General features: G+C 59.7%; 10 protein-coding genes and 1 tRNA gene. 5 read left to right on the top strand and 6 right to left on the bottom strand.

Annotation, left to right across the window (positions count from 1 at the left end):
• Positions 1 to 2: 2 nt before the first annotated feature.
• A tRNA-Val gene (locus tag AC07XF_RS24590) sits at positions 3 to 75 on the bottom strand.
• Between the two features lie 159 nt (positions 76 to 234).
• On the opposite strand from AC07XF_RS24590, the gene rdgC reads away from it, so the two are divergent.
• The 3 genes from rdgC to sugE all read left to right on the top strand — a co-directional run bounded on the left by rdgC (position 235) and on the right by sugE (position 2,692).
• Positions 235 to 1,155, top strand: coding sequence for a recombination-associated protein RdgC (rdgC, locus tag AC07XF_RS24585; RefSeq protein WP_007969735.1), 921 nt, complete (start codon positions 235 to 237; stop codon positions 1,153 to 1,155).
• 137 nt (positions 1,156 to 1,292) lie between these two features.
• Positions 1,293 to 2,258 carry a bile acid:sodium symporter family protein gene (locus tag AC07XF_RS24580; protein ID WP_495028549.1) on the top strand — a complete coding sequence of 322 codons (966 nt, stop codon included), beginning with the start codon at positions 1,293 to 1,295 and terminating at the stop codon, positions 2,256 to 2,258.
• Positions 2,259 to 2,377: 119 nt separating this feature from the next.
• A complete protein-coding gene (gene sugE / locus AC07XF_RS24575; protein WP_495028548.1) occupies positions 2,378 to 2,692 on the top strand; it encodes a quaternary ammonium compound efflux SMR transporter SugE in 315 nt (104 codons plus the stop codon).
• Positions 2,693 to 2,789: 97 nt separating this feature from the next.
• Here sugE and AC07XF_RS24570 read toward each other — a convergent pair whose 3' ends face one another.
• From AC07XF_RS24570 to AC07XF_RS24560, 3 genes are all read right to left on the bottom strand, one after another.
• Entirely contained in the window at positions 2,790 to 4,664 is a 1,875-nt protein-coding gene (locus AC07XF_RS24570; RefSeq protein WP_495028547.1) for an MFS transporter, read from the bottom strand.
• A gap of 97 nt (positions 4,665 to 4,761) precedes the next feature.
• Positions 4,762 to 5,913, bottom strand: a complete 1,152-nt coding sequence (locus AC07XF_RS24565) for a TDT family transporter (protein WP_495028546.1) — start codon at positions 5,911 to 5,913, stop codon at positions 4,762 to 4,764.
• Positions 5,914 to 6,040: 127 nt separating this feature from the next.
• Positions 6,041 to 7,231, bottom strand: coding sequence for an MFS transporter (locus tag AC07XF_RS24560; RefSeq protein WP_495028545.1), 1,191 nt, complete (start codon positions 7,229 to 7,231; stop codon positions 6,041 to 6,043).
• A 114-nt stretch (positions 7,232 to 7,345) separates the two neighbouring features.
• On the opposite strand from AC07XF_RS24560, the gene AC07XF_RS24555 reads away from it, so the two are divergent.
• Both AC07XF_RS24555 and AC07XF_RS24550 read left to right on the top strand, forming a co-directional pair.
• A complete protein-coding gene (locus AC07XF_RS24555; protein ID WP_495028544.1) occupies positions 7,346 to 7,882 on the top strand; it encodes a TetR/AcrR family transcriptional regulator in 537 nt (178 codons plus the stop codon).
• Positions 7,883 to 8,122: 240 nt separating this feature from the next.
• Positions 8,123 to 11,593 carry a hybrid sensor histidine kinase/response regulator gene (locus tag AC07XF_RS24550; protein WP_495028543.1) on the top strand — a complete coding sequence of 1,157 codons (3,471 nt, stop codon included), beginning with the start codon at positions 8,123 to 8,125 and terminating at the stop codon, positions 11,591 to 11,593.
• 139 nt (positions 11,594 to 11,732) lie between these two features.
• Here AC07XF_RS24550 and AC07XF_RS24545 read toward each other — a convergent pair whose 3' ends face one another.
• Together AC07XF_RS24545 and AC07XF_RS24540 are read right to left on the bottom strand one after the other, a co-directional pair.
• The gene (locus AC07XF_RS24545; protein ID WP_495028550.1) at positions 11,733 to 13,097 is read right to left on the bottom strand and encodes a DNA recombination protein RmuC; all 1,365 of its coding nucleotides are present in this window, start codon (positions 13,095 to 13,097) and stop codon (positions 11,733 to 11,735) included.
• A gap of 175 nt (positions 13,098 to 13,272) precedes the next feature.
• Positions 13,273 to 13,596: a sel1 repeat family protein gene (locus AC07XF_RS24540; RefSeq protein ID WP_495028542.1), complete on the bottom strand. Its 324-nt coding sequence runs from the start codon at positions 13,594 to 13,596 to the stop codon at positions 13,273 to 13,275.
• Between the last annotated feature and the right edge of the window lie 792 nt (positions 13,597 to 14,388).

The following is a 14,388-nucleotide window of genomic DNA, read 5'->3' as shown; positions in this document are numbered from 1 at the left end:
GGTGGGTGATGACGGGATCGAACCGCCGACATTCTGCTTGTAAGGCAGACGCTCTCCCAGCTGAGCTAATCACCCTTCGCTTCGGTGTGGCGCGCATTCTACGGAGCGACCCAACCTCTGGCAAGCACTTTTTAAAATAATTTTCTCAGGCCTTCCAAAGGCTTAGAGAAAGGTTGGCCTATGGCACGGCGAAGACAATAATGCCCCCCTTTGTATAAAGGAGAGACTCACCCCATGTGGTTCAAAAACCTGCTTATCTATCGCCTGACCCAAGATCTGCCTGTTGATGCCGAGGCGTTGGAAACTGCACTGGCCACCAAACTGGCGCGTCCATGTGCAAGCCAGGAGTTGACCACCTACGGTTTCGTCGCGCCATTCGGCAAAGGCGAAGATGCACCGCTGGTGCACGTCAGCGGTGATTTCTTGCTGGTGTCCGCCCGCAAGGAAGAACGTATTTTGCCGGGCAGCGTCGTGCGTGATGCGGTCAAGGAAAAGGTCGAAGAGATCGAAGCCGAGCAAATGCGCAAGGTCTATAAGAAGGAACGGGATCAGATCAAGGATGAAATCATCCAGGCCTTCCTGCCTCGCGCCTTTATCCGCCGTTCATCGACCTTCGCCGCCATCGCGCCGAAACAGGGCCTGATCCTGGTCAACTCGGCCAGCCCGAAACGCGCCGAAGACTTGCTGTCGACTTTGCGCGAAGTGATCGGCACCCTGCCGGTGCGCCCACTGACGGTAAAAATGTCCCCGACCGCGACCATGACCGAGTGGGTCACCACGCAGAAAGCCGCGGACGATTTCTTTGTGCTGGACGAGTGCGAACTGCGCGACACCCACGAGGACGGCGGCATTGTGCGCTGCAAGCGCCAGGACCTGACCAGCGAAGAAATCCAGTTGCACCTGAGCACCGGAAAAGTGGTCACTCAACTGTCCCTGGCCTGGCAGGACAAACTGTCGTTCGTCCTCGACGACAAGATGGTGGTCAAGCGCCTGAAGTTCGAAGACCTGTTGCAAGACCAGGCGGAACAGGATGGCGGCGACGAAGCACTGGGCCAACTGGATGCCAGTTTCACCCTGATGATGCTGACCTTCGGCGACTTCCTGCCGGCGCTGGTTGAAGCGCTGGGTGGTGAAGAGACTCCGCAGGGGATCTAAATCAAAGCGCGGAATCCCATGTAGGAGCTGGCTTGCCAGCGAAGGCGCTGTAATGCCTTGCGCATGACTTGAGGGCCTCTTCGCTGGCAAGCCAGCTCCTACAGAAACCGTGTAGTTCTCATAACAAGGATCAGGCCATGCGCGCACTGGCTGCATTGAGTCGTTTTGTCGGTAACACCTTCGCTTACTGGGTGCTGATTTTCGCTGTCGTGGCGTTTCTGCAGCCAGCGTGGTTCCTCGGCCTCAAAGGCGCCATCGTGCCCTTGCTCGGGCTGGTGATGTTCGGCATGGGCCTGACCCTCAAACTCGAAGACTTCGCCGAAGTCGCTCGCCATCCATGGCGGGTGGCCTTGGGCGTGGTTGCCCATTTCGTGATTATGCCGGGAATGGCGTGGTTGCTCTGCCAGGCGTTCCACTTACCGCCGGAAATCGCCGTCGGCGTGATTCTGGTCGGCTGCTGCCCTAGCGGCACGTCATCGAATGTGATGACCTGGCTGGCCCGTGGCGATCTGGCGCTGTCGGTGGCCATCGCTGCCGTCACCACCCTCCTCGCCCCGCTGCTGACGCCGGCGCTGATCTGGATGCTGGCCTCGGCCTGGTTGCCGGTGTCATTCATGGAGTTGTTCTGGTCGATCCTGCAAGTGGTGCTGCTGCCGATCGTGCTGGGGGTGGTTGCCCAACGGTTGCTCGGCAACAAGGTCCGTCATGCGGTGGACGCTTTACCGCTGGTGTCGGTAGTCAGCATCGTGATTATCGTCACCGCTGTGGTGGCCGCCAGTCAGGCGAAGATTGCCGAGTCCGGCCTGTTGATCATGGCCGTGGTCATGCTGCACAACAGCTTTGGCTACCTGCTGGGTTACTTCACCGGACACCTGTTCAAGCTGCCTCTGGCCCAGCGCAAGTCCCTGGCCCTGGAAGTCGGCATGCAGAACTCCGGATTGGGTGCCGCGTTGGCGAGTGCGCACTTCTCGCCACTAGCGGCAGTGCCAAGTGCATTGTTCAGTGTCTGGCACAATATTTCCGGGGCATTGCTCTCCACGTATTTCCGCCGCATGAGTGAAAAGCAGGATCGGGAAATAGCGGCGCAACAGGTCAGTGACTGACTTGAAAACTTGATCCCCGGGTTAATGCTGGGCAAAATATTGCCCATCGCGAGGACGACCTCGCGGCTCGATCGAGTCATTAATCTGGGGACGACCCCGTCAGACGATGGAGGTCTTTCATGTCCTGGATCATTCTGTTTTTCGCCGGCCTGTTCGAAGTGGGCTGGGCCGTCGGCCTCAAGTACACCGACGGCTTCACCCGCCCGCTCCCCACTGTATTGACCATTGTGGCCATGGCTATCAGCCTCGGCTTGCTCGGCCTTGCAATGAAGGAATTGCCGCTGGGTACGGCCTATGCGATCTGGACCGGTGTCGGCGCCGTTGGCACGGTGATCGCCGGGATCATTCTGTTTGGCGAGTCGATGGCGCTGGTGAGGCTGGCGAGTGTGGCGTTGATCATTAGCGGGTTGGTCGGGCTTAAGGTCAGCGCTTAGGCTACAACTGCCTTCGCGAGCAAGCCCGCTCCCACAGTAGGATTGCATTCCAATGTGGGAGCGGGCTTGCTCGCGAAGAGGCCAGCACGGTCACGGACTATCTGACAGCACCCCGCAAATTCCCCACCAACGCCTGCAACTTCGCCGGCTCCGCCACTTCAACCGCCACCGCCGGCCCCGCCACCAACGTCACCCGCGACCACAGGCGATGAAACAGCCCCTTGCCCGGATCGCGGCTGAAGAAGCTCCCCCACAACCCCTGCAAGGCCAATGGAATCACCGGCACCGGTGTCTCTTCGAGAATCCGCGTCAACCCGCCCTTGAACTCATTGATCTCGCCATCGGCGGTCAATTTCCCCTCGGGGAAGATGCACACCAGCTCTCCGTCCTTCAGATACCGGGCAATGCGCGTGAAGGCCTTTTCGTAGATCTGGATGTCTTCATGACGCCCCGCGATAGGAATCGTCCCAGCGGTACGGAAGATGAAGTTCAGCACCGGCAGATTGTAGATTTTGTAGTACATCACAAAGCGAATTGGCCGACGCACCGCGCCGCCTATCAACAAGGCATCGACGAACGACACGTGGTTGCACACCAGCAACGCCGCGCCTTCATCGGGGATCAAATCCAGATTGCGGTGCTCGACGCGATACATGGAATGGCTGAGCAGCCAGATCATGAAGCGCATGCTGAACTCGGGGACGATCTTGAAGATGTAGGCGTTGACGCCGATGTTCAGCAACGAGACCACCAGGAACAGCTGCGGAATCGACAGTTTGGCCATGCTCAACAAGACGATCGAGACAATCGCCGACACCACCATGAACAACGCGTTGAGGATGTTGTTGGCGGCAATCACCCGCGCCCGTTCGTTTTCCGCCGTACGTGACTGGATCAGCGCATACAGCGGCACAATGTAGAAACCACCGAAGATCCCCAGGCCGAGAATGTCGAGCAACACCAGCCAGGTGTGGCCAAAACCGAGGATTTCGATCCAGCCATGGCCGGCGGCGCTGTCCGGAATCCCACCGGAATGCCACCACAACAGCAAACCGAAAACGGTCAGGCCGAACGAACCGAACGGCACCAAACCGATCTCGACCTTGCGCCCGGACAATTTCTCGCAAAGCATCGAACCCAATGCGATACCGACCGAGAACACCGTCAGAATCAGCGTCACCACGGTTTCGTCGCCGTGCATCCACTCCTTGGCATAGGCCGGGATCTGCGTCAGATAAATCGCCCCGACAAACCAGAACCACGAGTTGCCGACAATCGAGCGTGACACCGCCGGTGTTTGCCCCAGACCGAGTTTCAACGTGGCCCAGGACTGGCTGAAGATGTTCCAGTTCAGGCGCATTTGTGGTGCGGCGGCCGCAGCGCGGGGAATGCTGCGGCTGGCCAGGTAACCGAGCACGGCAATGCCGATGATCGCTGTGGACACTACCGGCGCGTAATGCGCCGAAGACATCATGACCCCGGCACCAATGGTGCCGGCAAGGATCGCCAGGAAGGTGCCCATTTCCACCAGGCCGTTGCCACCCACCAGCTCATCTTCATGCAGGGCTTGCGGCAGGATCGAATATTTCACTGGCCCGAACAGCGCCGAGTGAGTGCCCATGGCGAACAGCGCCACCAGCATCAGCGACAAGTGATCGAACAGGAAGCCGATCGCTCCGACCGCCATGATGGCGATTTCACCAAGCTTGATCAGACGGATCAGCGCATCCTTGGCGAACTTTTCCCCGAATTGCCCGGCCAGTGCCGAGAACAGGAAAAACGGCAGGATGAACAGCAACGCACACAGGTTGACCCAGATAGAGCGGTCGCCCTCAATGGTCAGCTTGTACAAAATGGCCAGGATCAACGACTGCTTGAACACATTGTCGTTGAACGCCCCGAGGGACTGGGTAATGAAGAACGGCAGGAAGCGCCGGGTGCGCAACAAGGTGAACTGTGAGGGGTGACTCATCTTCCATGTGTCCCTGATGTGGGTAGAGAGTGGTCTGGATACTGTTATTGGAGTATCGAACGTCGATCCAGGCCACACCTTACCTAATCTTTGCCGGTTATTTCTTTAATCCGGCAATGCACGGCGAGACAAACAGCTCGCCCCGCCAGGCCCCCAGCACCGTGCGCTTGCCGACGATCAGCCACATCACGGCCAGCAACGCCACCAGCACACAGCCAAACACACTGAAAAACGTCAGGTTCAAGGTGCTGGCCAGTTTCAACGTCGCCAGAGAATAGACGCCCAACGGGAAGGTGAAGCCCCACCAGCCGAGATTGAAGGGAATGCCGGCACGCAAGTAGCGCACGGTAATCAGCAGCGCCATCAGCATCCACCACAAGCCGAAACCCCACAGAGTGATGCCGGCCACCAGCCCCAATCCTGCCGCAATTTCACCGACTCCCGGCAGACCATTGGCGGAGAAGATCAGCGGTGCATCGCCGCCCAGCACCAGCATTCCCAGCGCACCGGTGCCGATCGGGCCAAGGGCCAGCCAGCTCGAGGCGGCCATGTTTTCGTGGGGCAGTTTATGTAAGGCCATGCGCAGCAACAGAATGGTCAGGATGCTGAAGGCCACCGGCAGGGAAAAGGCCCAGAGCACGTAGCTCGTCACCAGCACCACCAGTTGCGAATGAGCGTCGGCCAAATGCGGTGCCAACAGACCACCGCTGGCGGCCGCGACTTCCGCCGCGACCACCGGCAACAGCCAGACGGCGGTCATCTGGTCGATGCTGTGCTCCTGACGGGTGAACATCATGTAGGGAATCAGCACGCCGCAGGCCAGCGACATGGCCACATCCAGCCACCACAGCACCTCGGCGAGCGAAATCACCCCTTCGCCCCAGCGCGGCAGGCCGAAGACCAGGAAGCCATTGATGATGGTCGCCAGACCCATAGGGATGGTGCCGAAAAACATCGAAACCGTGGAATGGCCGAAAATCCGCCGCGCCTCGTCGAAAAACAGTACCCAACGCGCGGCGTACAGCGCCGTAAACAGCAGAAACAACGCGATGTTGAACAGCCATAGGGCTTCGGCAAAGGCGTGCAAGGCGGGCATGGCGACCGGCAATTGCGCCAGTGCCAACGCCAGCACGCCCGTGCCCATGGTGGCCGCAAACCAGTTGGGGGTGAACTGGCGGATCACCTCGCGTGAGTGCTGCAGGTGACTGAAAGGTTTGATTCCGGGCTTGATGCTGTTGGCGCATGTCATGGCGAACTCCTGTCCTCTCGTGAGGTAGAGCCCATGTTAGATCCGAATCGAATATCTATATAACGGGTAATATCTCTATATGTTATCTATTGCATAGATATTTAATCAGCACGCCCTTGACGCAGTGTCATGAGCTGGCCTCACATGCCCTGCCCGAACGCGGGCGCATCAAACCTGCCAAAGCGCCAAGGGCCAGAAGTATCAACACCGTGCCATAACCATCGATGGTCGCCACCAAACCGAGGGTTCGGCTCAGGTTCCCCGCCAGCAGCGATGGCAGGCAGAAGGCGAGATAGCTGAGCGCGTAATACGCCGATACCAGCCCGGCACGCTCATGGGGCAAGGCCAGCGGCACCAGACTGCGCAAGGTGCCAAGAAAACCGGAGCCGAAACCACACCCTGCGATCAGGGTGCCAAGGAAGAACAGCGGCAAGCTGGCACTGTGCACACCCAGCAAAATCAGCACGACACCCGTTGGCATCATGCTGGCGCCCAATAACAACGCCTTGCCGGCGGGTCGGTTGCGCATGCTGTAAATCATCAGCGCACCGGTCAATGTCAATGCGGCAACGGTCGCCCCGCCAATCATGTTCGAGGTCGAGCCCGTGGCCGTGCGCACCAACGAAGGCGCCAGGGAAGCGTAGAAACCGCCGAGGGCCCACAGGGCAGTATTGAGCGGCAGCACCCGCCACAAAGTGGAGCGTGCTTGCAGCGGCACATGCAGAGTCGGTCGCAAAGAGGCCCAAACCCCAGCCTGCCGCGAGACGCTTTCCGGCAAGCGCCAGACATACAACGCCTGCATCACAAACAAAGCCAGCAGCAGCCAGAACGTCAGGTGCAACGGCGCCGGGGCGAACTCGGCTAACGCACCGCAGCCCAACCCGCCAATGGCCATACCGGTCAACGGTGCAACGCTATTGACCAGCGGCCCCCGTTCGCGGTCGGTATCCAGTAGCGTTGCGCCCAGCACCGCGGTAGCCATGCCTGTGGCAAAACCTTGCAGGACTCGGGCACTGATCAGCCAGGTGACGCTGTCGGCGTGGATAAACAGCAGCATCGCCAGGATATTCAGCACCACCGCCGTGAAAATCACCGGTTTACGCCCCAGGTAATCCGATAACGAACCGACGGTCAGCAACGCCGCCAACAGACTGAGGGCGTAGACGGCAAAAATCAGGGTCAAAGTCGCGGCCGAAAACTGCATCTGCTCCTGATACAGGTGATACAGCGGCGTCGGCGCGGTGGAGGCCGCCAGGAAACTGAGCAAGGTAATTGCCAGAAACCAGAGGCTGGCACGATTTGAATGAGAACTGGGCATGGACCTACTCCGCAAAAGCTAAATATTTGCTTTTGCGGAGTGTGCTACTGCCTCCCTCTTAAAGCAAATTCTTTGTGTTAAGGTCCGAGGTATGGCTTTTACAGGAAACCCAGGATGACAGCTCCCACCTTACGCCCGGGCGGACGCAGCGCGCGGGTACAAGAATCGATTCATTCGGCCGTGCGTCAACTCCTCGAGGAGCAGGACCGCGCCAGTCTGACCGTGCCGCAAATTGCTGCGCGCGCAGGAGTTACACCCTCGACCATCTATCGTCGCTGGGGTTATTTGTCGGCGCTGCTGGCCGACGTCGCCCTCGCCCGCATGCAGCCCGACAACGACCCCACCCACACCGGCAGCCTGCGCGGCGATATTCGAGCCTGGGCGGAACAGTACCTGGACGAAATGAGCTCCGAACCTGGTCGCAATATGCTGCGCGACGTACAGGCGGCTCTCAAGCCAAGTTACTGCGCGACGATCATTGGCGGACAGTTGCAGACGATCCTCGACCGCTTTCCCAACGAGCCCGTACCGGGTGCCGATCGGCTGATCAACCTGATCGCCGCACCCATCGTTTTCCGCATTCTGTTTTCCGAGGCCGCGCTGGAGGTTGAGGAGCTGCATCGGTTGATCGAGATTGCGTTGATTGCGTAATACCGCTATTCGCGAGCAAGCCCGCTCCCACAGTTGATCGCGTTTTTCCTGAAAGAAACCGCTCGAATGTGGGAGCGGGCTTGCTCGCGAAGAGGCCTGTCCAGACACCCGAATTTCAAAGGCCGGCCCCCTGCGACACCCCGCCACGCCACGACCTTGGTCGACACTGACTAACACTGGCGGTCGTGCGAGACTGTCTGTCCGGGCGGGAGGTCCGGGTGTCTTTTGTCTGGAGTCCCCATGTCGCTGTCCACCGGGCTGATCGCCGCCGTTGCCCTGGCCTATATGGCCATCATGTTCGCCATCGCCTTCTATGGCGACCGTCGCAGCGCGCCCTTGCCGCCGCGCATGCGAGCCTGGGTGTACAGCCTGTCGCTGGCGGTCTATTGCACCAGTTGGACCTTCTTCGGCGCCGTGGGCCAGGCCGCCGAACAGCTATGGTCGTTCCTGCCAATCTACCTCGGGCCGATCCTGTTGCTGGTCGGCGCACCGTGGGTCCTGCAGAAAATGGTGATGATCAGCAAACAGGAGAACATCACCTCGATCGCCGACTTTATCGCCGCGCGCTATGGCAAATCCCAGTCGCTGGCGGTGGTGGTGGCGCTGATTTGCCTGGTCGGCGTGTTGCCCTACATCGCGCTGCAGCTCAAGGGCATTGTGCTCGGCGTGAACCTGCTGATCGGCGCCGGTGCCGATGCCATGGGCACCCGCGCCCAGGACACTGCACTGATTGTGTCGCTGGTATTGGCGCTGTTCACCATTGTCTTCGGTACCCGCAACCTCGACGCCACGGAGCACCACCGCGGCATGGTATTGGCCATTGCCTTCGAATCATTGGTCAAGCTGTTCGCGTTTCTCGCCGTCGGCGCCTTCGTGACCTACGGCCTGTACGATGGTTTCGACGACCTGTTCGACCAGGCCATGCTGGCGCCGCGCCTCGAACAGTACTGGAAGGAAACCATCAACTGGCCGTCGATGGTGGTGCAGACCGGTGTGGCGATGATGGCGATCATTTGCTTGCCGCGGCAGTTCCACGTGACCGTTGTCGAGAACATCGAGCCCCAGGACCTGCGCCTGGCCAAATGGGTATTTCCAACCTACCTCGCCCTCGCGGCATTGTTTGTCGTGCCGATCGCGTTGGCCGGCCAGATGCTGCTGCCCAGCTCGGTATTGCCGGACTCGTTCGTCATCAGCCTGCCCCTGGCCCAGGCGCATCCGGCGTTGGCCCTGCTGGCGTTTATCGGTGGCGCATCGGCGGCCACCGGCATGGTGATCGTGGCCAGCGTGGCACTGTCGACCATGGTGTCCAACGACATGCTGCTGCCGTGGCTGCTGCGTCGCAATAACGCCGAGCGCCCGTTCGAAGTGTTCCGCCAGTGGATGTTGTCGGTGCGCCGCGTCAGCATCGTGGTCATTCTGCTGCTGGCCTACGTCAGTTACCGCCTGCTGGGCTCGACCGCCAGCCTGGCGACCATTGGCCAGATCGCCTTCGCCGCCGTGACCCAACTGGCCCCCGCCATGCTCGGTGCGCTGTACTGGAAACAGGCCAACCGCCGAGGCGTTTTCGCTGGTCTCGCCGCGGGCACGTTCCTGTGGTTCTACACCTTGATCCTGCCGATTGCCGCCCTCAGCCTCGGCCTGTCCTTGAGTACATTCCCAGGTCTGGCCTGGTTGCACAGCAATCCACTGAACTTGCCAATCACCCCGCTGACTCAAGGCGTGGTGCTGTCGCTGGCAGGCAACTTCACGCTGTTCGCCTGGGTCTCGGTGCTGTCCCGCACCCGGGTTTCCGAGCACTGGCAGGCAGGCCGCTTCATTGGCCAGGAAATCAGCGCCCGCCCTAGCGCACGCTCGATGCTGGCCGTACAGATCGACGACCTGCTGCAACTGGCGGCTCGCTTCGTCGGCGAAGAACGCGCCCGTCAGAGCTTCATCCGTTTTGCCTATCGCCAGGGCAAAGGCTTCAACCCGAACCAGAACGCCGACGGTGAATGGATCGCCCATACCGAACGCCTGCTGGCCGGTGTGCTCGGTGCCTCTTCGACCCGCGCAGTAGTAAAAGCCGCCATCGAAGGTCGGGAGATGCAACTGGAGGACGTCGTACGCATCGCCGACGAAGCCTCGGAGGTGCTGCAATTCAACCGTGCATTGCTGCAAGGCGCCATCGAGAACATCACCCAGGGCATCAGCGTGGTCGACCAATCGCTGAAACTGGTGGCCTGGAACCGTCGCTATCTGGAGCTGTTCAACTACCCGGATGGCTTGATCAGCGTCGGTCGGCCGATTGCCGACATCATCCGCTACAACGCCGAGCGTGGCCTGTGCGGCCCCGGTGAAGCCGAAGTGCACGTCGCCCGTCGCCTGCACTGGATGCGTCAGGGCCGGGCCCATACCTCCGAGCGCTTGTTCCCCAACGGCCGGGTGATCGAATTGATCGGCAATCCGATGCCGGGCGGCGGCTTCGTCATGAGTTTCACCGACATCACCCCGTTCCGCGAAGCCGAATACGCGCTGACCGAAGCTAACGAGGGCCTGGAACAGCGGGTGGCGGAACGTACCCGTGAACTTTCGCAGCTCAACGTGGCCCTGACCGAAGCCAAGGGCACCGCCGAAGCGGCCAACCAGTCGAAAACCCGTTTCCTGGCGGCCGTCAGCCACGACTTGATGCAACCGTTGAACGCTGCTCGACTGTTCTCCGCAGCCCTGACCCATCAGGACGAGGGCTTGTCCGACGAGGCGCAAAAACTGGTGCAGCATCTGGACAGCTCACTGCGCTCAGCTGAGGACCTGATCAGTGACTTGCTGGATATTTCCCGCCTGGAAAACGGCAAGATCAACCCGGATGCCAAACCGTTCGCGCTAAATGAATTGTTCGACACCCTCGGCGCCGAATTCAAGGCTCTGGCCCGGGAACAAGGGCTGGAGTTCCGCGTCCGGGGCAGCAAGCTGCGCATCGACAGCGACATCAAACTGTTGCGGCGGATCTTGCAAAACTTCCTGACCAACGCCTTCCGCTACGCCAAAGGCCCGGTACTGCTGGGTGTACGTCGATGCAAGGGTGAGCTGTGCCTGGAAGTCTGGGACCGCGGGCCGGGCATTCCGGAAGACAAGCAGCAGGTAATTTTCGAAGAATTCAAACGCCTCGACAGCCATCAGACACGTGCCAAGAAAGGCTTGGGGCTGGGTCTGGCGATTGCCGACGGCTTGTGTCGCGTACTCGGTCATACCCTGCGCGTCCGCTCCTGGCCGGGACGCGGTAGCGTGTTCAGCGTCAGCGTGCCGCTGGCCCGGGCGCAAACCGCAGCGCCGGTCAAAGTCGCTGAGCTCAATGGCAAATTGCTCAACGGTGCGCAGGTGTTGTGCATCGATAATGAGGACAGCATTCTGATCGGCATGAACAGCTTGCTCAGTCGCTGGGGTTGCCAGGTCTGGACCGCGCGCAATCGCGAGGAGTGTGCAACGCTGCTGGCCGAAGGTATACGCCCGCAATTGACCCTGGTGGATTACCACCTCGATAATGGCGAGACCGGAACCGATTTGATGGCCTGGTTGCGCACGCAAATGGGCGAGCCGGTTCCAGGGGTGGTGATCAGCGCCGATGGCCGGCCGGAGACGGTCGACCAGGTGCATGCCGCGGGATTGGATTACCTTGCCAAACCGGTGAAACCGGCGGCGTTGCGCGCGTTGTTGAGCCGGTATTTGCCGTTATAGTCATTCTGGCTGGTAGTGCTGCATCTGACGCCTTCGCGGGCAAGCCCGCTCCCACAGAGGATTGTGGCGAAGCACAAAAACTGTGAACTTCACTGATTCCTGTGGGAGCGGGCTTACCCGCTAAGCTTTTGATTGGAAGCTACTCCGGCAACTCGACCAACCCGTCCACATCGGTCATCGCCCGCTCCAGCAAATCCGCCGGCAGGCTCTTGCTCGCCCGCGCGCCCAGCAGCTTGAGTTGTTCACTGCGACTGACCAGGTTGCCACGGCCCTCTGTCAGCTTGTTGCGTGCCGAGCTGTAGGCCTTGTCCAGTTGCTGCAGACGATTGCCGACTTCATCCAGGTCCTGGATGAACAGCACGAACTTGTCGTACAGCCACCCGGCCCGTTCGGCGATTTCCCGGGCATTCTGGCTCTGGCGCTCTTGCTTCCACAGGCTGTCGATGACGCGCAGGGTCGCCAGCAAAGTGGTTGGGCTGACGATCACGATGTTGCGATCGAATGCCTCCTGAAACAGTGTTGGCTCAGCCTGCAACGCGGCAGAAAACGCCGCCTCGATCGGCACGAAGAGCAACACGAAATCCAGACTGTGCAAGCCATCGAGGCGTTTGTAATCCTTGCCGGCCAAGCCTTTGACGTGATTGCGCAACGACAGCACGTGCTGCTTGATGGCAATCTGGCCAATGGCCTCGTCCTCAGCCGCGACGTATTGCTGATAGGCGGTCAGGCTGACCTTGGAGTCGACCACCACCTGCTTGTCGCCCGGCAGATAAATGATCACGTCCGGCTGGAAGCGCTCGCCGTCCGGTCCCTTGAGATTGACCTGAGTCTGGTACTCGCGCCCCTTCTCCAGCCCCGCGTGCTCGAGCACGCGTTCAAGAATCAGCTCGCCCCAATTGCCCTGGGTCTTCTGCCCTTTCAAGGCACGGGTCAGATTGGTGGCTTCGTCGCTCAGCCGCAAATTGAGCTGTTGCAGGCGCTCCAGCTCCTTGGCCAGGGAGAAACGCTCACGAGCCTCGTTCTGATAGCTTTCCTCGACACGTTTTTCGAAGGACTGGATGCGTTCCTTGAGTGGATCGAGCAACTGCCCAAGACGCTGCTGACTGGTTTCGGCAAAACGCTGCTCGCGCTCATCGAAGATTTTTCCCGCCAGTTCGGCGAACTGCGCCCGCAGTTCGTCTCGCGAGCCTTGCAGGTCGTTGAGGCGTTGCTGATGACTGTCCTGTTGCTCGCGCAATTCGGCGTTAAGCGAAGCGGCCTGGGCGTCCAGACGGCGCAATTCGGCTTCTTTGCCGGCGCGTTCGATATTCCACGCATGAGCAGCGTCCCGGGCGTCGTCGCGCTCGATCTGCAGCAGTTCGACTTCACGACGCAGCGCAGCCAGATCGGCCTGTTTGGCGGCGTTGGCCAAGGTCAGATCAGCGACTTCATCGCGGCTGGATTCGAGCTGTGCGTTCAATCCGTCCTGCGCCAGTTGCGCCATGACCAGGCGTTCTTGCAGCAGCGCAAGGTCTGCCAGCGTGGTACCGGCCCGACGCTGAAGTTGCCAGGCCAATACCAGCAACGGCAACGCAGCCGCTGCCAGCCCCAGCAACACGCTGGTCAAGTCCATCGCCATAGCCACTCCTGCCATTCGGATAAAGCCTGAAGGTTAACCAAGGTGTCAGGTCTTGGACAGCTCAGTCTTCGATCAACCCCAGTTCCTGTTGAGCGCGGCGATCTCCCGCCCGAGCGGCTTGACGCAGCAGGTCCTGACCGATCCGGCGGTCCCGGGCATTCCCGCATTCCCGGCACATCAACTGGCCAAGACGACTTTGCGCAGCCACCACGCCTTCACGGGCCGGTTGCTTGAGCAAACGTCCGGCGATGTGTTTGACGTTACGGTTTTCGCCCAGGCGCGGACTGTCCAACAGCCACTCTGCCACACGCATGGAAAAGCGCTTGGTAGGGGCAACAGAGGGTGGTGTGGAGGAAGAGGAAACTGAGGCTGAGCGAAACTTCATAAAGTACTGTGGGGCAGATCGGAAGGCGCGCAACTTTACTCTCTTTTTCTTACAGGTAAAGCTGAAAATATCCCGGCACGCCCGTGCTAGAGCAAGCGCTCGGGACAATCCACAGAAGCTGTGGATAACTCAGTGGACAACCGTCCTTCAACAGGCTCAAAGCCCTGTGGAATGGGGCTCGCAGTCAAACTGACGATTTTTTCACCAGTAAAAAAAAGCGATGTTTTTCATTGACTTAAATTTTGGTTACAGGCAGCCATTGCGCTTGAACGTGAGATGACAGCAGGGTGACAGACTGCGCAACTAATGTGCACAAGTGCCGTTGCGACGGTTATATCAATGCACTTTTTCGGCGCATTTTTACTCGTTCCTGGGGATAAGCCCTGGCAAACCCGGTGTTTAGACGGCTGCATTGCTAAAAACCTCCATGACCGGTGGTCGGATTTTGTCCTGATACAGGGCGTATCAATCGGAGGCAACGCAGCCTTATACCTGCCAATACAGCCCGATCAGGCACCTGCCGGGAAAATGTTTTCGCTAACACACTTCCCTTGGCCAGTTCAATCCGTTAGTATCCGCGGCGTTAGTACCAAGCTGAAAGTCAATTCTGGTCGAACAAATCCCCCCGGTCAGCCTTCCCGACGGAAGCCTCCACCGAACTAGCGGGATCGGCCACCTCGATGGTTTCCAGGTAAATCTTGCGCCAACACAACCTTTGAATCGAAAGCAAAGGGTGTTGCTCCGCCTGCTTACTCTGCTCGAACCAACCTGCAAATTGATCAGGATCTTCAC

This window comes from Pseudomonas sp. GW821-FHT01C01 (genome assembly GCF_059422645.1).
Note: the sequence above shows the minus strand (reverse complement) of the source record. Positions and strands in the feature narration are given on the sequence as shown.

Excerpts from the sequence above, each read along its gene's own strand:
- AC07XF_RS24580 (WP_495028549.1), top strand. The coding sequence starts at position 1,293 with ATGCGCGCACTGGCTGCATTGAGTCGTTTTGTCGGTAACACCTTCGCT.
- AC07XF_RS24550 (WP_495028543.1), top strand. The coding sequence starts at position 8,123 with ATGTCGCTGTCCACCGGGCTGATCGCCGCCGTTGCCCTGGCCTATATG.
- rdgC (WP_007969735.1), top strand. The coding sequence starts at position 235 with ATGTGGTTCAAAAACCTGCTTATCTATCGCCTGACCCAAGATCTGCCT.
- AC07XF_RS24560 (WP_495028545.1), bottom strand. The coding sequence starts at position 7,231 with ATGCCCAGTTCTCATTCAAATCGTGCCAGCCTCTGGTTTCTGGCAATT.
- AC07XF_RS24555 (WP_495028544.1), top strand. The coding sequence starts at position 7,346 with ATGACAGCTCCCACCTTACGCCCGGGCGGACGCAGCGCGCGGGTACAA.
- AC07XF_RS24540 (WP_495028542.1), bottom strand. The coding sequence starts at position 13,596 with ATGAAGTTTCGCTCAGCCTCAGTTTCCTCTTCCTCCACACCACCCTCT.
- AC07XF_RS24570 (WP_495028547.1), bottom strand. The coding sequence starts at position 4,664 with ATGAGTCACCCCTCACAGTTCACCTTGTTGCGCACCCGGCGCTTCCTG.
- AC07XF_RS24565 (WP_495028546.1), bottom strand. The coding sequence starts at position 5,913 with ATGACATGCGCCAACAGCATCAAGCCCGGAATCAAACCTTTCAGTCAC.
- sugE (WP_495028548.1), top strand. The coding sequence starts at position 2,378 with ATGTCCTGGATCATTCTGTTTTTCGCCGGCCTGTTCGAAGTGGGCTGG.